The sequence below is a fragment of the Rhizobium rhododendri genome, from assembly GCF_007000325.2.
GTDB classification, from domain to species: domain Bacteria; phylum Pseudomonadota; class Alphaproteobacteria; order Rhizobiales; family Rhizobiaceae; genus Rhizobium; species Rhizobium rhododendri.
This window is the reverse complement of sequence record NZ_CP117267.1, coordinates 2,073,541-2,095,494: the sequence shown is the minus strand read 5'-3', so window position 1 is coordinate 2,095,494 and position 21,954 is coordinate 2,073,541. Positions and strand designations below refer to the sequence as shown.

Below are 21,954 nucleotides of genomic sequence, written 5' to 3'. Positions count from 1 at the left end.
GCTTTCAATCAGTATGGACGTTCGTCGCGAGTCTAGCCTGTAATCAGCCAGCCGGGGAGTGAAATATTGTCAGCGCCGGGCGGCACCTGACGTGCATCCCCGCGACCGCTCCTGTTTCAAGGTCTGTTAAATTAGATGTTCGATATCAAGCTTGTTAAGCTTTCTATTGTATACGTCGGCCTTTAGAAGGTTTGATGATTGCAGAAGGATGCCAGGCCGATGATTGAAGATGGCTTGGATTCGCCGAATTTGATGGCCGGCTCAGCCGATGCGCTGTCGTGCTCCGGATGCTGAAGCGTATCGCTCTCGATCAGGTGCGGGCCGGAATGTTCATCGAGGACATGGAGGGTAGTTGGGCCAGCAATCCCCTGCAGAAGCGGCGGTTCGTTCTCGATGCCGTCGCTGCGAGACAGCTCCGGTCAAGCAAGGTCAGCGGCGTCGTGATCAATACCGCCAGGGGCGCCGACCTGTCATCGGCCCCAGCGTCAGACAACCGCCATGGCGGGGCTGGCGAGATCTGCCTGCAGCAAGCCGCTGCCGCAATGCAGACCGTGCGACAGTCGGTAACTCAACTCAAGGATCTGTTTTCGTCAGCTGCCAGCGACGGCCCGGTGAGCGTCGATCAGACCAAGGCGATTGCGAGAGCAATCTCTAAGTCGGTCGATGACAACCCCGCAGTCTTCATCAGTGTCACCCGCCTGAAGGACAAGGATGAGGCGACGTTTGTCCATTCGGTCGCGGTTAGCGCGCTGATGATCCATTTCGGCCGCTATCTCCGACTGGACGAGGCAACCGTCGAATTGCTCGGCGTCGCTGGATTGTTGCACGACATCGGCAAGATCAAGGTGCCCCGCTCGATCCTCTGCAAGCCCGGCGTGCTGGATGAAGCCGAGACGCGCGTAATGCGCGACCACCCAATGCTGGGTTACGATATTCTGACCCAGCAGGAAGACATCCAGCCAATGGTCACGGACATCTGCCGCCACCACCATGAGCGCGTCGACGGCAAGGGTTACCCGGACAAGCTCTCGGGCCGCAGCCTGACCTACTTTTCGCGGCTGGCCGCGATCTGCGACGTCTATGATGCCGTCACCTCGGTCAGGCCCTACCGGAAGCCCTGGTCTTCAGGAGAGGCGCTGAAGTGGATGCTCAAGCGAGACGGCCATTTCGACCGCCAACTGCTCAACAAATTCATCCTCTGCCTCGCTGTGTCCCAGCCGGTGCAGCCGTAGCGTCAGCCTCCAGACTCTTCTGGCATCGTTTTGCCGAGAAAGTCCAAGATGAGCTCCAGCACTTGCCTATGAATGGCTTCCCGATCCCGCCCGCCGGCATCTTGACAGACGATTCCGTCGCCCGGAGATTGTTGCTCGATCTTCCCAGCGGCGCCAGGTTTGCATAACTGCATAAAACTGAAGTGCAGGGCTCCGGGTATCGTCATGTAGGTCGTCGATATCTGCGGCAATTGGGCTGCCAGATACGCGGAGTCCTTGTTTGTGGCCGCGATCATCGCGGCCCTTGCGACGTCTGTGCCGATATCCTCCCCCGCTGCGAGCACCAAAATGGGGATTTGTACTGCAGCGAGGCTTTGCTGAGTAAAGCCCCGGGACGGCCCGAGGTCGAGGGAGACAACGGCCCTAAATTTCTGGTCCTTCATGCCTGTGCCGACCAAGTGCGAAGCGTTCGCAGGGTCTCGCAAGCCAAGGGATTCGAAGACTTTGCACGCGACGGTACCAAACTGCTCTGCGCAGTGGGTCATGAGGAGAGCGGGGTCGAACTGTCCGCCGGCGAGTTCGACAACCGTCCAGCCGCCAAGTGAGTGGCCAATACCAGCGATTCTGTGCGCGTCAATCTTGCCTCCCAAACTCGCATCTTCCAGCATCGCACTGGCAACTCGACTGAGGTCTTCGGGCCGTCTCCAGAGTTTTGCGGCCTCCTCGGGTCGGCGGTCAAATGTCGTCGTGCCGGGATGGTCGGGGGCAGCCACGACATAGCCGTTGGAGACAAGCGCCGCTGCAATCCAGGCGAGATTTCGCCAGCTTCCCCCGTAGCCGTGAGACAACACGACCAGCGGGTGAATTCCTGCTTTAATTGCCCCGTTCAATATAACGCGCTGGCCATAAAATGCGGGTGTTTCTCCGACAACCGTCGCCTGCTGTCCCGTGTCCGTCGGATACCATATTGCGATCTGCAGTGGTCGTTGGGGTTCATCACCCGCAAGCGTTGTCTGCCGAAAGCCCACATCGTCGGATGCATGGGCCGAGCAAGAAGCCACGAGTAAAAGAAGGAGGATGAAAATTCGGTTCAGCATTAAGCGCTCCCATTGTTTGGAAGCAAGTTCCTGCCAGTAAAGCCTGACAGCGGAGACCGATAACGCGATCGAGGTCGTTCGCTGGTAACGAAAAGGCGGGCCGAGATCTCGTCGCGACCCGCTTCTAGGCTACCTTCAGATATTGTTCTGCAGAACCTCCCGCAGGGTGCTGAAGATCTGGTCGATGTGGTGTTTTTCGATGATCAGCGGCGGGGAGAGGGCGATGATGTCGCCGGTGGTGCGGATGAGCAGGCCTTTCTCGTAGGCTTTGAGGAAGGCGCTGAAGGCGCGCTTGGTCGGCTCGCCGGCGATCGGGGCAAGCTCGATGGCGCCGATCAGTCCGATGTTGCGGATGTCGATGACATGGGGGCAATCCCTCAGCGAGTGGATTGCCTCCTCCCAGTAGGACGCAAGTTCGGCGCCGCGTGTCAGAAGGCCCTCGTCCCTGTATGTGTCGAGCGTGCCGAGCGCTGCGGCACATGCCATCGGGTTGCCCGAATAGGTGTAGCCATGGAAGAATTCGATCATGTGCTCGGGGCCGTTCATGAACGCATCGTGGATCTCCGAGGTCACGAACACGGCGCCCATCGGGATGACGCCGTTGGTCAATCCCTTGGCCGTCACCATCATGTCAGGCATGACGTCGAAATAGTCTGCTGCAAAGGGGGTGCCGAGGCGACCGAAGCCGGTGATGACCTCGTCAAAGATCAACAGGATACCGTGCTTGGTGCAGATCTCACGCAGCTTTTTCAGGTAGCCCTTCGGTGGCAGGATCACGCCGGTCGAGCCGGACACCGGTTCGACGATGACGGCGGCGATGGTCGAGGCGTCGTGCAGGGTGACGATACGCTCCAGTTCGGAGGCGATGTCGCCGCCGAATTCCGGCTGTCCTTTGGTAAAGGCGTTCTTGTCCGGAAAATGGGTGTGCGGCATGTGGTCGACGCCGGTGAGCAATGTGCCGAACATCTTGCGGTTGGAGACGATGCCGCCGACCGAGATACCACCGAAATTGACGCCGTGGTAGCCGCGCTCTCGGCCGACCAGGCGGAAGCGCGAGCCGTTGCCCTTGACCCGGTGATAGGCCAGCGCGACCTTCAGGGCCGTCTCGACCGACTCCGAGCCGGAGTTGGTATAGAGGACATGGTTCATGCCTTCGGGTGCGAGGTCGACCAGCCGGTTGGCGAGTTCGAAGGCCTTGGGATGGCCAAGCTGGAAGGCCGGGGCATAGTCGAGCTCGCCTGCCTGCTGGCGGATCGCCTCGGTGATCTTCGGCCGACAATGGCCGGCATTGACGCACCAGAGACCGGCCGTGCCGTCCAGCACCTGGCGCCCGTCGTGGCTCGTGTAGTGCATGTCCTTGGCGCCGACGAAAAGCCGTGGCTCCGATTTGAACTGGCGGTTTGCCGTGAACGGCATCCAGAAAGCCCTGAGATCGTTGGGCGCTGCGTTCATACGGTCGGACATGCTGTTCTCCACGGCCGCTGGTCATCCGGATCGGCGACGCAGCTCATTATTTATCGTTCGGTCAAAATATCAGCCGGCCCGAGGTCGTCAAGCCGATGCCGGCATTTATAACGCCGCGATCTGGGATGATCGATCGGCCTGAACGAAAAAGACCGGCAAGGGGAACTTGCCGGTCCAGTCTGCAATCATACTCGGCGCAAAAACAGGCGCGGGCGCCTGTTGTCGAACCTGAAACAATTCACCGTCGAAAGCCAATCTCCGGCCGTCAGGCAGCAGATTTGCTTTTTTCGGCCTCGCTATAAATATCCTCCAGAGTCGACAGAACCTTCATGACGGGTTCGGAAGAACTGGAGTAGTAAATCGTTTGAGCATCACGTCTCGTCTTGACCAATTTCTGTGCCCGCAGCTTGGACAGGTGCTGCGACAGGGCGGATTGGCTAAGCCCTACCTGGGTTGCGAGAACGCCAACCGGCACCTCGCCCTTGACCAGGCTGCACAGGATCATGAGTCTTTTCGGATTGGCCATTGCGGACAGCAGGGCTGCCGCCACGGTGGAATGGTCGGACAAATTAATTGTTTTCATTTTTTCAAATCTTCCCAATGCGGATCGTACATCAGAAGCGGGTGAATATCTCATTGGCGAAATCAACTGACGCCGAAAGATACTAAATCGCGGCAAAGATTGTATATACCTAAATTTAAGGTACTCGGTTTGCTATTTTAGCGATAACGAATTCTAGATCCGCAAGATCTTGTACCGGCTCGCTAAACTCGTAGCGAAGCAGCTTATCCCCCCAAAAAAGGTCGAAACCAGCCAAATCCGCGCCATATATGTGGCACGCTTCGTGTTTTTCAAGCTTTAACGTGGCTGCAATATGGGTTGCAAGGTGTGGGTATGCACCCAGCAAATCTTGTACTCCCGCACGCCAAACGGCCGCCTCCGGCTCTGGCAGAACGCCACGAATCACCAGGTCGTCGCCACTCAGCCGATAGGCTTTTCCAAAGCCGCCGTTCAGGCTTGCGGCCTGCGGAACCAGACGGAAAAACTGGAAATCCGTAAAATCTATATAGAGCCTGGCGCGGGGATGACGGGCGAGAAACCGGTCGCGAAGCAGATGATGTTCGCGTGTGTCGCGTGCAACTTGTTCCCCCAGGCACTCGACGCTGAGGCGCGCATGGGCGAGGGGATCGCCCTTGCCGGGCTCTCCCGTCAGGAGCGATGCGCGCGGATCTGCCTGGAGCGCCTTGGTGTGGGCTGAAAGCGTGGAGACGAGGATTACCGGCACACCATCCCAAGCGGTGCCGACCAGCACGCGACTGATGGCTGGAAAACCGGTGTCGGGGGCGATGACGGCCATTGCCGCATAAGGCGCCGACCGCATCAGGATGCGGCCAAGCCTGCGCGCATCCTCATCCGTCTCGCGGAGCACGGAGCGTGGTTTTTCAGTCGCCAACTGTCTCCTCCGATACTCCGCTTCTGGCCGGGCCTACCCTCGGGTGCGCCTCTAGCGACGATGGCTGGTGAGGCCGGCAACCACGTCCTGCGCGGTGATGGTGCCGATGATCGCGCCGTTATCGACAATGCCGATGCTGCCGGGCTGGCGGGCGAGGGCATCGAGAATGTCGATCAGCGGCGTCGAGGCCTTTGCCGTTGCGGTCACGGTGCCCGGCGTGGCGGAGTGGCCGACGCCCGGCTGCATGACGTCCCCGGCCGTCAGCATGCTGATCGGGTTCATGTGCTGGACGAAGTCGGCGACATACTGGTCGGCCGGGTTCCTGACGATCTCCTGTGGCGTGCCGCACTGGATGATCCGGCCGCCTTCCATGATGGCGATGCGATTGCCGATGCGAAACGCCTCGTCGAGATCGTGGCTGACAAACAGGATGGTCTTCTTGAGCCGCCGCTGAAACTCCAGAAGCTCGTCCTGCAGCCGGGTGCGGATCAGGGGGTCGAGGGCCGAGAAGGGTTCGTCCATCAGCAGGATCGGCGCGCCGGTGGCAAAGGCGCGGGCAAGGCCGACACGCTGCTGCATGCCGCCGGAGAGTTCGTTGACGCGGCGGCCGGCCCATTGCGTCAGGTTGACCAGTTCCAGCTGCTCGGCCACGCGCTCCTTGCGCTCGATCTCCGGCACGCGGGCGAGTTCGAGGCCGAAACCAATGTTGTCCGCCACCGTCCGCCACGGTAGCAGCGCGAATTGCTGGAACACCATGGAGACCGTGTGCATGCGCAGGTCGCGCAATGCCTTGGCGCTGCACTTGTAGGGATCTATCGGTCCGTCCTTGCTCTCCACGGTGACACCGCCGCGCACAACGGGTGCAAGGCCGTTGACGGCGCGCAACAGCGTCGATTTGCCGGAGCCGGACAGCCCCATCAAGACGAGGATTTCGCCTTCCTCGATCTCGAGCGAGGCATTGGCGACGCCGAGGACGAGGCCCGTCTGGGCGCCGATCTCGTCGCGCGTCCTGCCCTGGTCCACCAGCGCCATGGCTGCCTGCGGGCGGTCGCCGAAGACGATGCTGACATTGTCGAACTTGACCACGGCCGTCATACGGTTTCCCCTTCGTCGAAGAATTTGAAGGTGCGGTCGAGGACGATCGCCAGAATGACGATGCTCATGCCGGAATCAAAGCCCATGGGCACGTTCATCTGACCGAGCGCGCGCTGGACGAGCGCGCCGAGACCGGCAGCGCCGACCATCGAGGCGATGACCACCATCGACAGCGAGAGCATGATCGTCTGGGTGACGCCAGCCATGATCTGAGGCAGGGCAAAGGGTAGCTCCACCTTGGTCAGCACCTGCAGCGGGGCCGCGCCAAATGCCTGTGCGGCCTCGATCAGTGCCGGCGGCGTCGAGATGATGCCCAATCGTGTCAGCCGGATCGGTGCGGGCACCGCGAAGATCACGGTGGCCACCAGGCCAGAGACGGCGCCGAGGCCGAAAAGGATAAGGGCTGGAATCAGATAGACGAAGGTGGGAATGGTCTGCATGAGGTCGAGAATCGGCCGCAATATGGTGTAGAACCAGGCTCGTCGCGCGGCCAGGATGCCGAGAGGGACGCCGATCACCATCGACACGAGCGTCGCCGCCAGCACCAGAGCGAGAGTTTCCATCGCCTCCGTCCAGTAGAGCTGGTTGTAGATCAGCAGCATCCCGAGGGCGGTGAAGATCACCACGCCGACATGGCGGCGGATCAGCCAGGAAATCAGGCAGAATACGGCGATCATGAAAAAGGGGTAATAGGCCTCGAAGGCGGTGCCCTCGGTAAAAGTGCCGAGCAGCACGTAAAGCAAACCGTCGATAGCGCCGCCGAGAATGGCGGAGACAGTGTCGAAGAAGCCGCTGAGGTTTCCCGTCAGCCAGTCGACGACGACCTGTGCGCCCTTGCCGATCTGGATCTTGTTGTTTTCGTCAAGTAGCCATGTATGGAGCCAATCCATCGCGTTCCCTCGCTGAGATCTGCAGCACCGGATAGATGCGCGTCACAGCCTTCACTCCGTGATGGCTGAAGCGGTGACACGCGTTGTTTCCGGCAAGAATAAGGACGGCGGGGCCGCCCTTTCTGCTGTCGGGCTCAGAGGCCGAGCGACTTCTTCACGGCCGCTTCTGCATCACCGCCATCGGCGGTCGTCACGCCTGCAAGCCATGGCTTGATGGTCTCAGGATGGGCTTTCAGCCATATCTTGGCGGCGGCCTTACCCTGCAGGCCCTTGTCCATGATGAGACCCATGATCTCGTTTTCCATGGGCAGCGTGAAGGAGAGGTTCTGCAGGAACTTGCCGACGTTCGGGCATTCGGCGACATAGCCGGCGCGGGTGTTGGTGAAGACATTGGCGCCGCCGAAATTCGGCCCGAAAACGTCATCGCCACCGGTCAGGTAGGTCATCTTGTATTTGGTGTTCATCGGGTGAGGGGCCCAGCCGAGGAAGATGATCGGCTTCTTCGACTTGTCGAGCTTGGTCACCTGGGACAGCATGCCCTGCTCGGAGGATTCAATGACTTTGAAATCCTTCTCGTCGAGGCCGTACTTGTGACCCTTGATCATGTCCAGCACCAGCTTGTTGCCGTCATTGCCGGGCTCGATGCCGTAGATCTTGCCGTCCAGTTCCTTTTCGTGCTTGGCGATGTCGGAGAAGTCCTTGATGCCGAGTTTGCTGCCGAATTCATTGGTGGCGAGCGTGTACTTGGCGCCTTCAAGGTTGGCGCGAACCGTGTCGATCGTCTTGGCGTCCGTATACGGCTTGATCATCGGCGCCTGCGACGGCATCCAGTTGCCGAGGAAAACGTCGAGCTGCTTGTTGGCAAGCGACTGGAACACGATCGGAACGTCGAGATCCTTGATGTCGGTCTTATAGCCGAGTGCGTCGAGGATGTAGGTTGCAGTCCCGGTCGTGGCCTGGATGTCGGTCCAGCTGACTTCGGCGAAATGGACGGTCGAACAACTTGCCGGCTCCGCCGCCGATGCGACAGAGGGGGCGATGACCGCTGAAAAAAGCGCGGTGCTGAGGCTTAAAGTGAACAAAGTCAATTTCATCATTGTGTACTCCCAGTTTTACGTTCCCAAGCAATCACCAATAACCGACATTTACAAGCGGTCTCGCTGCATTTGCGGCGCTTTGGCGGTATGGAATGCGACACCTCCAATTTTCACAGTGCTTGATGCGCAGGCATTTGCACGCTGTGGAGCCAGCCGGCGTGATTTCCTGTGGCTTACGTCAGCCATGGCTTTCCTTCGGCGCTTCGCGATTCCATGAAGTGCGCAAAGGAGACGTTGATGGCGAAGCTGTATTTTCACTATTCCGCAATGAATGCCGGCAAATCGACGATGCTGCTGCAGGCGTCCTACAACTATCAGGAGCGCGGCATGCGCACGGCGATCCTGATCGCAGCTTTCGATCACCGGGCCGGCAGCGGCAAGATTGCCTCGCGCATCGGCCTCGAGGCCGATGCCGTGCCCTTCGACCGGGATGACGACCTGTTTGCGACAATCGAAGCAATGCACGCCGAGGGTCCGCTTGCCTGCGTCTTCGTCGACGAGGCGCATTTCATGACGGCGCCGCAGATCTGGCAACTGGCGCATGTCGTCGACCGCCTCAACATTCCTGTCATGGTCTACGGACTGCGCACGGATTTTCGTGGCAAGCTGTTTCCGGGCTCGCAGGAACTGCTGGCCATCGCCGACGAGCTGCGCGAAGTTCGGACGATCTGCCATTGCGGGCGAAAGGCTACCATGGTGGTGCGCTTCGACAGCGACGGCAAGGTGCTCCACGAGGGCGCGCAGATCGAGGTCGGCGGTAACGAGCGATATGTCTCGCTCTGCCGTCGCCATTGGGAAGAGGCGATGGGCGACGTCTGAGGTCAAACGCTCTGGCGGCTGGACCGTTATGCGTTGAGCGTCCAAGGGCTCGCGCGGATTGAAATCGGGAGGCGATATGAAGACGTCCTGCTGTTCCACCATTATCGTTGCGGCGCTGCTGTCGGCGACCTCTGTCCTTGCCGACGGAGATCCGAAGCTCGGGGCGGGCGTCTTCAAGAAGTGCGCCGCCTGCCACACGGCGACCGAGCCGGTGAACAAGGTCGGACCTTCGCTGATGGGCGTGGTCGGGCGCCCGGTGGCGTCGGTTGCCACCTACAGCTATTCGGCTGCGATGAAGACCTTCAGTGCCGATGGCAAGGTGTGGGACGAGGCGCTGCTGCACAAATACCTGTTGAGCCCACAGGCTGTCGTCAAGGGCACCCGCATGAGCTTTGCCGGCGTCAAAAGCGACAGCGATGTCGACAATCTGATCGCCTATCTCAAAAATCCGGCGGCGGCCCAATAGGCCTGCCATCGGGGGATGGTTTGCGCTACTCTGGATGCACCCACCCGCCGCGATCAGCAGGAGCCCTCATGGCGCACGGCCAGTTTCCAGAACGCGACATCGCACAGCTTCGGCGACTGCTGGACGATGCCTGCAAGGGAATAGCTGCTGCCGAGGCGGCGCTGGCGCATCACTCGCGGCCGGAGGCGCGGCTGACAGCAATCAACTTTCCTCTCGAAGAAACGCTCCTCGGCGAAGCCGTTGGTTTATGGAGCGAGTGGAGGGACCGAGTAGCAGCCCTTCTGCGTCAGCTCGATACCCAGACGGCCGCAGCCTTGCTGCAATATGAACGATTGTTCGACGAGACTGCGGGGCGTCAATCTCAGGGTTTTCTCAGGCGACGCGTGCATCTCGGCAATGCTGCGCCGGAAACGATAGCGCTCGATGTGGTCGAGCTGCTGTCGGTATCGGCAGCGCTGGACAGGATGCTGGGCGAAGCCGGACCCTTTCTCGCTCTGCATCACCGCGTTTGCGAAGCCCACCTGCAGCAACTGGTCATTCGTCGCCGGCAGCTGGACGGCGATCTGGACGAGGCAGGGCGACGGCTTGCGTCCCTAAAGGCGCGGACGCACGAGCGCCTCTCCTCGACGCCGCCGCAGCGTGGTCCGTCGCTGGATGCTGCATCCGAGGAAGAACGCAAAGAGTTGGCGCTCGATCGTCAGGCGGCTGATGTGAAGGATAAGATGCTGCGGTCCGAGCATGAGACCCTGTTGCGGCTGATGACCGACGACGAGGATTTCCTGGATGTGCTGAACGGCGGGATCGCCGCAGTCAACGTCATGGTTGCCAAGCTCGCCGTCGATGTCGAGCAGCGCGTCGCACTGCTGAAGGCGGCAAACGAACAATCGGCGACGCAATGCGAGGACCTGCCGGCCGGGGTCGAGGACCTTGTTGCTGCGTTCGAGGCCAACCTCCTTGCCGGACATGATATCCTGCTTCGTAAACAGGCTGCTGACGAGGCTTTCGCGCGCCGTCTGGAGGTGGCGCCGTCGCCTCGAGAGCCGGCAGTCGACGACGAGGAAGATGTGCCTGCGGCGCCGCAGCAGCAACCGGCAACGATTTAATTCAGCCGACGCGGTTGCCCTGTGGCCGGGGAGGTCATATCTGCTGGAGCACCAAGACCGTTAGGAGACATTGCATGCTTGATCCGATCGTTGCCTTCTTTGCACGGATGCTCCAGGCAATTCGACGTGGTCTTGGGCTCCTGTTTGTCTGGGCGACGTGGCCTTTTCTTGCAGCGCATGGCTGGTACCGGCAGCGCAACTGGATCATCAAGGTGCCGGTTGCCGCTCTCGTCGTGCTGCTGGTCTGCCTCTACGGCTACTTCCTCGTTCAGACCCAGTCCTGGACGGGCTTCAACACCCACTACATCGATAGCTACAAGCTTGCCGACCGCAAGGCTGCCGGCCAGGATCTGACCCCGGTGCCTGTCGCGACCGATGCGCAGCCGGCCACAGCCGCCACGCCGAAACGTTGCGAGACGTCGGCTATCGTCGATGTTACAGCCGACCTTGTGGATTTCAACGTCAACCGCAATGCGTGGATTTCGTCCATGCTCCTCTTCAAGCTCGGGTTTTTCGGCCTGAGCTGGGACGATACGCCATTCCTCGACAACAAGGCGTCCTTCCAGCGCGGCGTCAACCAGGCGGTTCGCAGGACCTCTATCGAGCTTGTGGATGCGCTGGGCCGCGTGCGCGGAACATCGGGTATCAATTCGGACCTTCAGAATGCGCGCGGCAATCTCCAGTTCGACGAGTCCAGCTGGTATTTCGGTTTCCAGCCGTTCGGGCCTAAAACGCCGACCCCGAGCTACTATCGGGCCTCGATCAACAGCCTGCGCAAGTTCAATGTCGATCTCGGCGCCTGCAACGCCACCTTCGACGGCCGTGCCGACAACCTGATCGAGTTCATCGACCGCATTTCAAACGATCTCGGCAGTACGTCGGACGTGCTGGCCGAACGTTCCGAGAACCATAATTTCGGGTGGTTCGACACGCGCGCCGACGACCGCTTCTGGTTCGCCTACGGACAGCTCTACGGATATTACGGCATCCTCAGCGCTGCCGGCGCCGATTTCTCAAAGGTCATCGCCGAGCGCAACGTCGGAGCACTCTGGGGCGATACGATGAAGCAATTCCAGGCGGCGCTGCGCATCCAGCCTTGGATCGTCTCGAACGGGCGCGAAGACGGCCTGATCATGCCCAGCCATCTGGCGACGATGGGGTTCTATATCCTGCGGGTGCGCTCCAACCTGGTCGAAACACGCGCGGTACTCGGCGGGCGGTAATTCGCTGCTAAGTTCTTGGCGGGAGGCTTATGTCAGCTGATGAGCTTGAGCCGGATGGCTTTGGCCACGAGTTGCGTGCGGTTGACGCAATTGAGCTTCTTGATGGCATTGGTCATGTAGGCGTTGACGGTGTGGTCGGACAGAGTCAGGATCTGGCCGATCTCCACCGAAGTCTTGCCTTGCGCAGTCCAGCGAACGACTTCCATTTCGCGCGCCGACAGCATGGCTGCGGGCTCGTTGCCGTTGCGCTTGATGCCGTTATAGGCGGTGGCGGCATGCAGCAGGATGACGCAGAGTTCGTTGAGTTCCGCCTGCGAGAGGCTGTTGCGATTGCCCGCCATCGAAAAAGCCAGTCGCTCGCCATCCGACGCATTGACCGGAAAATGCATGCCCATCGTCCGGCCGCGGCTTTCGAGAAATGTCCGGAGTTCGCGGGGGAATTCCATTTCAGGAGAAGGGGCCCGTTCCGCCAGGTTCCAGCAGCGCGGAATTGCCGAATCGCGGTCTCGACCGACTAGGGGATAGATGCGCAGCAGGTGGCCGCGGTCGAAGTCGCGCAGATTCTGGGCTGGTGCCGAAGTCTCGATAATCAGCGGTGTCAGCAGCATGTCCGAGGCCGATGGCGCGTTGCAGAGCATGAAAGAGGCAAATCCGAACGACTCCGCCGTCCTGTTCAGCGCCTGATGAAGCATTGCGCGGGTGCGCGCCGCCGCCAACTCGGCGGACAGAAACGTTTGTCGTCCAGAAGCTGTCATGTATGACATTCGAGCAAGGCTCATTCAGTTTGTGTTACCGCTATCAAATACGCGAAACAGGCCGGAATACGAGTCAAAAAGCTTGCGGTAACGCAATTGGTGCATTTGCGCTAAAAAACAACTTTTGCAACAGGGGGCCTCGTTCGCTCCCTGTGAATAAGCTCTTTGCAGGTGGGGTGGACGGCGGCGGCATCCTGAGTGTCTGTTGTTACCGATCGCTTGCCAACCTTGCAAATCAGCGCCGTCGTTGCTATCCATTGTCCTCCGAAACATCACCTCCGAGCCGATTGATGATGCTGACTTCGCTGACGCGGGCCGTTCCTTCGCGGTTGAACCAGGTCTTGCGCCTTGTGGCGACAGTCGTTTTTGTGCTCGCCGGCCTTGAAACGGCAAATGCGGCCGAGCCTCCCATCGATCGTCCCATGGACTTCGTTCTGATCCATGGCGGTACCCCTTATTGCCGGGATGGCGGATCCTGTGCCGACTGGATTGCCGCCGAAGGGCAGATCATGTCGGACTCGCCCCGCAAGCTGCAGAAGCTGCTGAAGAAAATCGGCAAGAAATCGCTGCCGATCGTCGTCCGCTCGCCGGGCGGGGATGTTGCGGCCGCCATGCAGATGGGGCTGATCATTCGGCGCCAGGGGCTTTCGGTGGCTGTTGGCGGGACACGCGCCGATGCCTGCGACGGCAGCGAACCGCTATGCGACGCGGCGCGGCAAAAAGACGGCTCGATGACCGGCGAGATCTATTCGAACGGCGCGGTCTGCCTGTCGGCCTGTCCGTTGCTACTGGCCGGAGGCGTCAGGCGGATTGCAAGTCCCTTTGCCTTGATCGGCGTCCACCAGATCACGACCACATACCGGGAAATGCGCGTCCAGTATCGCACCGAGTACGAAATGCTGAACGGCAAGAAGAAGATACTGTCGCAGCGCGAAGTCGGCCGGAAAATGGTCGGGCAGCACGACACCACGAAGCTCGGCAACAAGCAGAAGGCGGCGCTGATCGCCTATCTCACCAAGATGGGGGTCGATCCGGATCTGTTCGACCTGATGATGAGCGCCAATCCGCAGTCGATCCGTTTGCTGACGCAGGTCGAGGCGCTCAATCTGAAAATGATGACCGAGCAATCTTCCGCCGGCCAACTCGCCGCAGCCGGTGCCTGCCCGCGCGAGAAGACGATCTCCGACTGCGTCGTATCCATGATGCCGGCGCCACCCCCGCCGCCGCCCAGCACGCCGCAGTCCAAGCCGCTGCCCGACGAGCCCGAGCCTGGCATGCCGCAGCCGCTCGAGCGGCAGGCTTTGCTGCCGGTCGTCCATTCTCTGTCGGGCCGGGCTGCCTAGGCGTTATCCTTGCCCTTCGCCTGTCCCATGATCTTCTCGAGGTAGCCGAGCATCAGGGCCGAGACGACGAAGGCGAGATGTATCAGCGTCATCCACATGATCTGCGCCGTTTCGAACTGCGCCATGTTCAGGAACACCTGCAGCAGGTGGATCGAGGAGATGGCGACGATCGAGGAGGCGACCTTGATTTTCAGGCTACCGGAATCGAGCTTGCCGAGGAACGATACCTCATCGTCTTCTTCATTGGCTTCATCGAAGCGGCTGACGAAATTCTCATAGCCCGAGATCATCACCATGACGACGAGACTTGCCACCAGAGCCGCGTCGATCAGGCCGAGCATGGCAAGGATCATGTCCGACTCTTCCAGCGAAAAGACGCTGATGGCGATCTTGTAGAACTTGTAGCAGAAGGAGAGGGCGTACATTGCGAGAGACGCGGCCAGCCCGAGATAGAAAATGACGAGCAACCAGCGGCTCGACAGGATGATGCGTTCAACGATTATTTCCAGGGATTTCACGGACGACCTCACGGGTTTTGATTTTCCGAAGCAGCATTAGCCATATGATTATGCCGTAACAAGCCAGTGGCGCTCCTTGGTCCGCTGCCGACTTTTTCTCACCCAAGTCTGCGGCATGCCGGTTCACAGCGGTTTGCTATTCGTTTATGCGCAAGCGAGATAAACGGCGCGGTCGCATGGAGATTGACTGATGGCTACGGTAAAATCCGATATCGAGATCGCGCGCGCCGCGACGAAGAAGCCGATCTATGAGATCGGGGCAGCGCTCGGCATTCCGCCTGAGCAACTGGTGCCCTACGGTCACGACAAGGCAAAGATCAGCGCCGACTTCATTGCCGGGCAGGCGGGCAAGAAGACCGGCAAGCTGATCCTGGTGACGGCGATCAATCCGACGCCGGCGGGCGAGGGCAAGACGACGACGACGGTCGGTCTCGGCGATGGGCTGAACCGCATCGGCAAGAAGGCAATGATCTGCGTGCGTGAACCGTCGCTCGGGCCGTGTTTCGGTACCAAGGGCGGGGCTGCCGGCGGTGGCTATGCGCAGGTCGTGCCGATGGAAGACATCAACCTGCATTTCACCGGCGACTTCCATGCCATCACTTCGGCCCACAATCTGCTGGCGGCGATGCTCGACAACCACGTCTACTGGGGCAATGCGCTGAATATCGACATCCGCCGCATTACCTGGCGGCGGGTGATGGACATGAACGACCGGGCGCTGCGCGATATCGTCTCGTCGCTCGGCGGCGTGGCCAACGGCTTCCCGCGCCAGGGCGGCTTCGACATCACCGTTGCCTCCGAGGTGATGGCCATCCTGTGCCTTGCGTCGGATCTTGCCGACCTGGAAAAGCGGTTGGGCGACATCATCGTTGCCTACCGCTACGACAGGTCGCCGGTTTTCGCGCGTGATCTGAAAGCGGACGGCGCCATGGCTGTTCTGCTGAAGGACGCTTTGCAGCCGAACCTGGTGCAGACCCTGGAGAATAGCCCGGCGCTTGTGCATGGCGGCCCGTTTGCCAATATCGCCCATGGCTGCAATTCGGTCATTGCCACCCGGACGGCACTGACGCTTGCGGACTACGTTGTCACCGAGGCCGGCTTCGGCGCGGATCTCGGGGCGGAGAAGTTTTTCAACATCAAATGTCGCCAGGCGGGGCTGAAGCCGGATGCGGCGGTGGTCGTCGCCACGGTGCGGGCGCTGAAGATGAATGGCGGCGTCACCAAGGACGATCTCGGCCGCGAGAATGTCGAGGCGCTGGTCACCGGCTGCGTCAATCTCGGCCGCCATGTCGAGAATGTGCGGAAGTTTGGCGTGCCCGTCGTCGTCGCGATCAACCACTTCACCTCCGATACGCACGCCGAGATCGAAGCCGTCAAAGCCTATGTCGCCGGTCTCGGTGCCGAGGCGATCCTCTGCCGCCACTGGGCGGACGGCTCGGCCGGCATCGAGGAACTGGCGCACAAGGTCGTGGCGCTGACACAGTCCGGCGAGGCGAAGTTTGCGCCGCTCTATCCGGACGATCTCCCGCTGATGCAGAAGATCGGCGTCGTGGCGACCGAGATCTACCATGCCGGCGAGGTGACTGCGGACAAGGCCGTTCGCGACCAGCTGAAGAGCTGGGAAGACCAGGGATACCGCCACCTGCCGGTCTGCATTGCCAAGACACAGTATTCATTCTCGACCGACGCGGATCTGCGCGGCGCTCCGGAAGGCCATGTCGTGCATGTGCGCGAGGTGAGACTGTCGGCCGGTGCAGGCTTCGTCGTTGCCGTTACGGGGGAGATCCGCACCATGCCCGGCCTGCCACGCTCGCCTGCCGCCGAGCGGATCATGCTGAACGAGCAGGGCTACATCGAAGGTCTATTCTAGGCTTGATCCATCGATTCAACACGCTGCAAAAGTGAGTCCGCGCTTGTCGCCAAGTCCCTGATATTCAGTGACAATAGCGGAAGTCACCGTTGCGTTTCAGGACGTCCATGTGGAAGTGATGCTCATGGGCGGCGTCGCTTTCGGGATCGAGGACGGTCGAGAAGTACAGGCAGCCTGACGCACTGACGGCACGCTGGAACGCACCTGCCAGCGTCGAGTCCTCCTTGCGAGGCTGCACCTCGACAGTCGTCCCATCCTTGAATGTGAAACTCGCGATGTCGATGGCATTGCCCCGGGCGTGCTCGGAGATCTTGCCAGTGCTCGCGTTGTTGCGCAGGCGGCAGATATAGGTCGAGGCCTGGTTGATGGTGACGATCGGGCCGGCGGCCTTCAGCGCAGCCTCGCCTGCCGGAATGACGCTTTCCTTCATCCAGCGGGAGAGGGCAAGCGCCGCCTCGCAGCGCAGCGTGCCTTCAGGCTTGAATTTCACGCCTGGCAACGCTTCCGAGAGGCTGATGGGCTTGTCGATGCCACATCCATCGCCGTCGTCGATGCGGGGCAGATCCTTGAATACCGCCCCCATGGCTTGCAGGTCTTTCAGGCAGGCGTGATGCTCCGCGTCAGATTCCGGTTCGATGGTGAGCGGCTCGGCCGGTGGATTTCCCTTGCCATCGGTGGCGTTCGACACCGGTGATTTCTTGTCGTCCTTGCCGGCGTCGGCATCGGGCTTGCTTGTATCGGCATCGGGTGTCGTTGCCTTCGTGGCGGGCGCGTCGCCACTTTGCTTTCCGCTGGTCGTGCCATCGGAGGGCGAGGCTTCGGTGCCAGGCTTTGCAGCGGGTGTTTCCGGTGCCGGTGCCGGCTGCGGTTTTGGCTCGGGGATGGGAGCAACCGGCTGCGCTGTCTCCGCAGGCTTGTCGTCCGGTCGCGTCTCTGGCAGCGGGCCGGTTTGTGGCAGCGATGCAGCAGTCAGCAGCGTCAGGCAGGCGACAGCGGTGGCAATCCGGAAAAGCATATGGTTTCACCCGTTTCGATATCTTACGGGACGCAACGTTTCTAAGCCAAATTCGTTGCAGATCGGCAACAAGCCGGGCAGTCGTTAAAACATGATCATTGCATTCATGATTATATCGGCGCTATATATTGACAATCGTAGTCATGTTTTTTATCGGGCAGAAAGGAGGCGGATATTTCTGCCTCTTTCCGTCCGCCTAGCCAGCCCCTTGGGCGCCTTGCAGCGTGCCAACCAGCCAGCCCGGTACATCACCTTGAAAGGAATTGGTTATGGTGCTCCGGCGATCCCGCTCGGTTCTCTTGACGTGCACGGCGTTTCTGGCGCTCGGCATTCCCACCGCATCTTTTGCTCAACAGGCAGGGACTGCGGCTTCGGCGTCTACTGCGACAGAGCAGACTGACAGCACGACGCTGCAGAAAATCGTCGTGAAGAATGCCCGCAACACGGTGCAAAAAGGCTCGGTTGCGGACTCGCCACTGGCGGCGCACACCACAAGGGAGACCCTGGAAAAGAAGCAGGTCGACGACCTCAAGGACTTCGGCAACACCGTCGATCCGAGCGTGTCCTATAATGACGTTTCGAAGAGCGTCAACATTCGTGGGCTCGAGGCGGATCGCGTGCTGACGACCACCGACGGCATCCCCCTGCCGTACTTTTTCGATAACGTCTATAGCTACGGCGGCGGCGCGGACACCTACGATTTCACATCGCTTTCTTCCGTCGACGTGTTGCACAGCGCCGATTCCAGCCGCGCCGGTTCGGGTGCGCTGGGCGGCGCGCTGATGCTCCATACGCTGGAGCCGGACGACGTGATTGGCGACGGCCAGACCTTTGGCGGAATGTTCAAGCTCGGCTTCGATGGCTCCGATCACTCGATCACCGCTTCCGGTGCGGTCGCCAAGAAGATCGAGAACACCTCCGTGCTGTTCCAGTCTTCCTACAAGTACGGGCACGAGTCAGAATCGAACGGCGATGTCGCTGGCGTCGGCAGCAAGAGAACAGTGGCCGATCCGGTTGACTACAATCAGCGCAACCTGCTGTTCAAGATCCGCCAGGAACTCGAAGGTGGTCATACGATCGGCCTGACGGCGGAACACTATGGCTATAACTCGACCCGGGACTACCTGTCCTATTCGCTCTATGGCACGACCTACAACGACTACAAATACAAGCAGGACAAGTCGCGCGACCGGGTTTCGCTCGACTACAAATACGATGCGACCTCTGCAGACAGCTGGATCGACAGCGCCTTTGCCACCCTCGACTGGCAGAAAAGCGGTCGCGAGGAAGGCATCCTTGCAAACCGGCTGACGACGCCAAAGGGTGAATACGATCGCATCATGGAAAGCGACGAGCGCGATCTCGGCTATACGGCTTGGGCGAATTCGGACTTCACGACCGGCGTGCTCGATCACAAGCTGACGTTCGGTAGCGACTTCCAGTTTGCCAGCAGCAGCTATTATCTGAAGGGCGTCGATTCCTGCACGACGCCGCCCGTCGGCTCGTGTGCCTTTTTCCACACCAACCAGAATTATGCGCCAGATGTGGACGGCTACAAGTTCGGTGCCTATGCCGAGGACAAGATCAGCGTTGGCAACAGCCCGTTCTCGCTGACGCCCGGCCTGCGTTTCGACTGGTACAAGCAGGCTCCGCAGGATACGGCATCCTATCCCGCCGGCACGCCGGATGGCCAGAACGGCAGCCATTTCTCGCCGAAGCTCAGGGCTGCCTGGCGGGCGACGCCTGATGTCGAGCTCTATGCGCAGTTCGTCACGGCCTACAAGGCCCCGAATGCCTACCAGCTCTACGTCGACTACGACAACACGCCGATGTACCGGTCGATCGGCAATCCCGATCTCAAGGCTGAAACCAGCTGGGGCTTCGAAGGCGGTGCCAACCTTGGTGACGACGACTTCGGCGGTCATGTCAGCGCCTACAGCACGCGCTACAAGAACTTCATCGACACCTCCGATTTTATTCCCACGCCGGGATATGCGGTCGGTACGGCTGAGTACATCAACATCGACAATGTCCGTATCAACGGGATCCAGGTCGATGGGCATAAGAAGTTCAACAACGGTATCAACCTCCACGCCGCAGCATTTTACGCCCGCGGGACGAACATGGATACCGATGAACTTCTATCGTCCGTCGCTCCGCTCAAGGCCATCCTGGGTGTAGGCTTCGAGCGCGAGACATGGGGTACGGATCTGAGCATGGTTGCCTCTGCGGCCGTCTCCGATAAGTCCTCGGCGTCGTCCAAGCCTCCGGGATACGGTATCTTCAACCTCACCGGCTGGTGGAAGCCTGAAACGCTGAAGGGAATGACCCTTCAGGCAGGCGTCTATAACCTGACCAACAAGACCTACTACGATGCCCTCGAGGTCAAGGACGTCACCAATGCGACCGAAATCTACTCGGAATCCGGTCGCTACATCAAACTGGCGATTTCGCAGAGGTTCTAGAAACCAGCAGCTGAAGGGCGGCGCCATGGTGCCGCCCTTCGACGTTTTACGGCTTCCACGACAGTTGTTTCGCATGCGTTCGAATGCTATCGATCTGCTTCAGTCTTTTGAGAAAGGAGGGCCGCAATGATCACGACACTCTGGCGCAATCGCCAGTTCGGCCCGAACGATGCCCTGCGGATGCGTTTGCAGGGCTGATCAGAGGCTGTAACTTTCCCATACCCTTTCTGGTCTGCCCTTTTGGCCTGCAGCTGAACGCCTGCGTTCGCGCTGCATCCTGATAACGACCGAGACGAACTGCCGACGCGGGTTGGTGGTCGTTGCCCGGTCAGACCAGAGAACTGAAAATGTCTTCGATCACCTTACACAATCTCGCCGTCACCCTTGGCGAGCCGCTGTTCTCCAACCTCAATTTCAGCCTCACTGGTGGAGATCGGGTCGGCATCGTTGCGGCCAACGGCCGGGGTAAATCCACACTTCTCAACTGCATTGCAGGCCGTCTCGAACCGACGGCAGGCGACGTCACGCGGTCGCGCGGGCTGACAATCGGGTATGTCGAACAGAACGTCGCGCCCGCCTTGGCGAAATTGCCGTTTCATGCGGCGGTCGCGCAGGCACTTGCACCCGGGCAGGCCGACAGCGAGAGCTGGCGCGTCGATGTGGTGCTCGATACGCTTGACGTGCCCGAGGCCTTGCGCGAGCGGCCGCTTGCACAGCTGAGCGGTGGCTGGCAGCGGCTGGCGCTGGTGGCCCGCGTCGCCGTCACCGAGCCGGACGTGATGCTGCTGGACGAGCCGACCAACCATCTGGACCTGTTCAAGATTGCGCTGCTGGAGAACTGGCTGAACGCTCTGCCGCGCGCCGTCTCGGTGCTTGTCGCAAGCCACGACCGGGCGTTCCTGGATGCCGTCACCAACCGCACGCTGTTCCTCAGGGCCGAGCAGTCGCAGCAGTTCCAGCTTCCCTACAGCATGGCGAGGGCCGCGCTCGATAATATCGATGCGTCGCAGGAGCAGCGCTACGAGAAGGATGTGAAAGCCGCGCAACAATTGCGGCGCCAGGCAGCCAAGCTCAAGAATATCGGCATCAACTCCGGCAGTGACCTGCTGACCGTCAAGACCAGGCAGTTGAAGGAGCGGGCCGACCGCCTCGAGGATGCGTCCCGGCCGGGCCACCGTGAGCGCTCGGCCGGAGCCATAAGGCTTGGCAGCAGCGCCAGCCAGGCGAAGGTCCTCGTGACCCTCGACGACGCCACCGTTGCCACACCGGATGGAACGCCGCTCTTCAAGACCGGCAAGCTCTGGATCCGCCAGGGCGACCGCATCGTGTTGCTCGGGGCCAACGGTGCCGGCAAGACACGACTGATGGAGATGATCAGGGGTGCGATAGAGGTGGCAGGCGATGGGGCGGCGCCGGTGCGCGCCACGCCTTCGCTGGTGCTCGGCTACAGCGACCAGTCGCTCGCCAATCTTGCCGACGCAGATACGCCGCTGGCAACGCTGTCGCGGCTGTTTGCGCTGGGTGAGCCCCGGGCGCGCAGTCTGCTTGCCGGAGTAGGCATCGGCGTCGAGATGCAGGGACGGGCAATCGGCCGGCTCTCGGGCGGCCAGAAGGCGCGGCTGGCGATGCTGGTATTGCACCTGCGCCAACCCAATTTCCATCTCCTGGACGAGCCGACCAATCATCTCGATATCGAGGGGCAGGAGGCACTGGAAAGCGAATTGCTGGCGGAGGGTTCGACCTGCCTGCTGGTGTCGCACGATCGCAGCTTCGTCAGGGCGGTCGGCAACCGCTTCTGGCAGATCGAGCGAAAAAAGCTGGTCGAGGTGGATGGACCCGAGGCGTTTTTCGCCTCGGCACAGCCGTCGGCCTGAGTTCGCGCGGTTTCGGGCGGCGGTCGCCCGCCCGAAACTTTCAGCGGAATTGGCGCTTGCGCATCTCCGCATCTCGCGCTAACAATTTGTCCATGAACATGTCTTCGAACAGTGCATCTTGGTGGTGGGCTCGCTAACAGCGGCCTCGATCAATCGTGTTCAAAGACGACGAGTAAGCCGCCCGAGAGTTTCAGG

19 protein-coding genes are annotated in these 21,954 nt (G+C 60.6%); 9 read left to right on the top strand and 10 right to left on the bottom strand.

What is annotated here, in order from left to right; all coding sequences use genetic code 11:
* Positions 1-287: 287 nt before the first annotated feature.
* Positions 288-1,232 carry an HD-GYP domain-containing protein gene (locus PR018_RS10215; protein ID WP_142823392.1) on the top strand — a complete coding sequence of 315 codons (945 nt, stop codon included), beginning with the start codon at positions 288-290 and terminating at the stop codon, positions 1,230-1,232.
* A gap of 2 nt (positions 1,233-1,234) precedes the next feature.
* Here the strand turns inward: PR018_RS10215 and PR018_RS10210 are convergent, their stop codons facing one another.
* From PR018_RS10210 to PR018_RS10180, 7 genes are all read right to left on the bottom strand, one after another.
* Positions 1,235-2,308 (bottom strand): alpha/beta hydrolase family protein, encoded by a 1,074-nt coding sequence (locus PR018_RS10210; protein WP_142823391.1) that lies wholly within the window; start codon positions 2,306-2,308, stop codon positions 1,235-1,237.
* Positions 2,309-2,443: 135 nt separating this feature from the next.
* The gene (gene aptA / locus PR018_RS10205; protein WP_142823390.1) at positions 2,444-3,772 is read right to left on the bottom strand and encodes an omega-aminotransferase AptA; all 1,329 of its coding nucleotides are present in this window, start codon (positions 3,770-3,772) and stop codon (positions 2,444-2,446) included.
* A 265-nt stretch (positions 3,773-4,037) separates the two neighbouring features.
* Entirely contained in the window at positions 4,038-4,355 is a 318-nt protein-coding gene (locus tag PR018_RS10200) for an ArsR/SmtB family transcription factor (RefSeq protein ID WP_142823389.1), read from the bottom strand.
* A 115-nt stretch (positions 4,356-4,470) separates the two neighbouring features.
* Positions 4,471-5,226 (bottom strand): HugZ family pyridoxamine 5'-phosphate oxidase, encoded by a 756-nt coding sequence (locus PR018_RS10195; protein WP_224127765.1) that lies wholly within the window; start codon positions 5,224-5,226, stop codon positions 4,471-4,473.
* Positions 5,227-5,277: 51 nt separating this feature from the next.
* On the bottom strand, positions 5,278-6,321 hold the full coding sequence (gene choV / locus PR018_RS10190) for a choline ABC transporter ATP-binding protein (RefSeq protein WP_142829270.1): 1,044 nt from the start codon (positions 6,319-6,321) through the stop codon (positions 5,278-5,280).
* Positions 6,318-7,211 carry a choline ABC transporter permease subunit gene (gene choW, locus PR018_RS10185; RefSeq protein ID WP_142823387.1) on the bottom strand — a complete coding sequence of 298 codons (894 nt, stop codon included), beginning with the start codon at positions 7,209-7,211 and terminating at the stop codon, positions 6,318-6,320. The genes choV and choW overlap by 4 nt, the downstream gene beginning before the upstream one ends.
* A 134-nt stretch (positions 7,212-7,345) precedes the next feature.
* Complete coding sequence (locus tag PR018_RS10180) at positions 7,346-8,308, bottom strand: choline ABC transporter substrate-binding protein (protein WP_142829272.1); 963 nt, start codon at positions 8,306-8,308, stop codon at positions 7,346-7,348.
* A 237-nt stretch (positions 8,309-8,545) separates the two neighbouring features.
* On the opposite strand from PR018_RS10180, the gene PR018_RS10175 reads away from it, so the two are divergent.
* From PR018_RS10175 to PR018_RS10160, 4 genes are all read left to right on the top strand, one after another.
* On the top strand, positions 8,546-9,127 hold the full coding sequence (locus PR018_RS10175) for a thymidine kinase (protein WP_142829274.1): 582 nt from the start codon (positions 8,546-8,548) through the stop codon (positions 9,125-9,127).
* A 76-nt stretch (positions 9,128-9,203) separates the two neighbouring features.
* Positions 9,204-9,593: a c-type cytochrome gene (locus PR018_RS10170; RefSeq protein WP_142823384.1), complete on the top strand. Its 390-nt coding sequence runs from the start codon at positions 9,204-9,206 to the stop codon at positions 9,591-9,593.
* A gap of 68 nt (positions 9,594-9,661) precedes the next feature.
* The gene (locus PR018_RS10165; RefSeq protein WP_142823383.1) at positions 9,662-10,696 is read left to right on the top strand and encodes a hypothetical protein; all 1,035 of its coding nucleotides are present in this window, start codon (positions 9,662-9,664) and stop codon (positions 10,694-10,696) included.
* Positions 10,697-10,770: 74 nt separating this feature from the next.
* Positions 10,771-11,919, top strand: a complete 1,149-nt coding sequence (locus tag PR018_RS10160) for a DUF2333 family protein (RefSeq protein WP_142823382.1) — start codon at positions 10,771-10,773, stop codon at positions 11,917-11,919.
* A 32-nt stretch (positions 11,920-11,951) separates the two neighbouring features.
* Here PR018_RS10160 and PR018_RS10155 read toward each other — a convergent pair whose 3' ends face one another.
* The gene (locus PR018_RS10155) at positions 11,952-12,683 is read right to left on the bottom strand and encodes a helix-turn-helix transcriptional regulator (protein WP_142823381.1); all 732 of its coding nucleotides are present in this window, start codon (positions 12,681-12,683) and stop codon (positions 11,952-11,954) included.
* A gap of 281 nt (positions 12,684-12,964) precedes the next feature.
* On the opposite strand from PR018_RS10155, the gene PR018_RS10150 reads away from it, so the two are divergent.
* Positions 12,965-14,017, top strand: coding sequence for a COG3904 family protein (locus PR018_RS10150; RefSeq protein ID WP_142823380.1), 1,053 nt, complete (start codon positions 12,965-12,967; stop codon positions 14,015-14,017).
* On the opposite strand, the gene PR018_RS10145 is transcribed toward PR018_RS10150, so the two are convergent.
* Entirely contained in the window at positions 14,014-14,535 is a 522-nt protein-coding gene (locus PR018_RS10145) for a TIGR00645 family protein (RefSeq protein WP_142823379.1), read from the bottom strand. The genes PR018_RS10150 and PR018_RS10145 overlap by 4 nt on opposite strands.
* A gap of 190 nt (positions 14,536-14,725) precedes the next feature.
* Between PR018_RS10145 and PR018_RS10140 the strand changes: the two genes are divergently transcribed.
* Positions 14,726-16,405 (top strand): formate--tetrahydrofolate ligase, encoded by a 1,680-nt coding sequence (locus PR018_RS10140; RefSeq protein WP_142823378.1) that lies wholly within the window; start codon positions 14,726-14,728, stop codon positions 16,403-16,405.
* A gap of 64 nt (positions 16,406-16,469) precedes the next feature.
* Here PR018_RS10140 and PR018_RS10135 read toward each other — a convergent pair whose 3' ends face one another.
* The gene (locus PR018_RS10135; protein WP_142823377.1) at positions 16,470-17,420 is read right to left on the bottom strand and encodes an extensin-like domain-containing protein; all 951 of its coding nucleotides are present in this window, start codon (positions 17,418-17,420) and stop codon (positions 16,470-16,472) included.
* Between the two features lie 269 nt (positions 17,421-17,689).
* Here PR018_RS10135 and PR018_RS10130 point away from each other — a divergent pair, with 269 nt between their 5' ends.
* Together PR018_RS10130 and PR018_RS10125 are read left to right on the top strand one after the other, a co-directional pair.
* Positions 17,690-19,885, top strand: coding sequence for a TonB-dependent hemoglobin/transferrin/lactoferrin family receptor (locus PR018_RS10130; RefSeq protein WP_142823376.1), 2,196 nt, complete (start codon positions 17,690-17,692; stop codon positions 19,883-19,885).
* Between the two features lie 347 nt (positions 19,886-20,232).
* The gene (locus PR018_RS10125) at positions 20,233-21,759 is read left to right on the top strand and encodes an ABC-F family ATP-binding cassette domain-containing protein (protein ID WP_142823375.1); all 1,527 of its coding nucleotides are present in this window, start codon (positions 20,233-20,235) and stop codon (positions 21,757-21,759) included.
* Positions 21,760-21,954 lie beyond the last annotated feature (195 nt).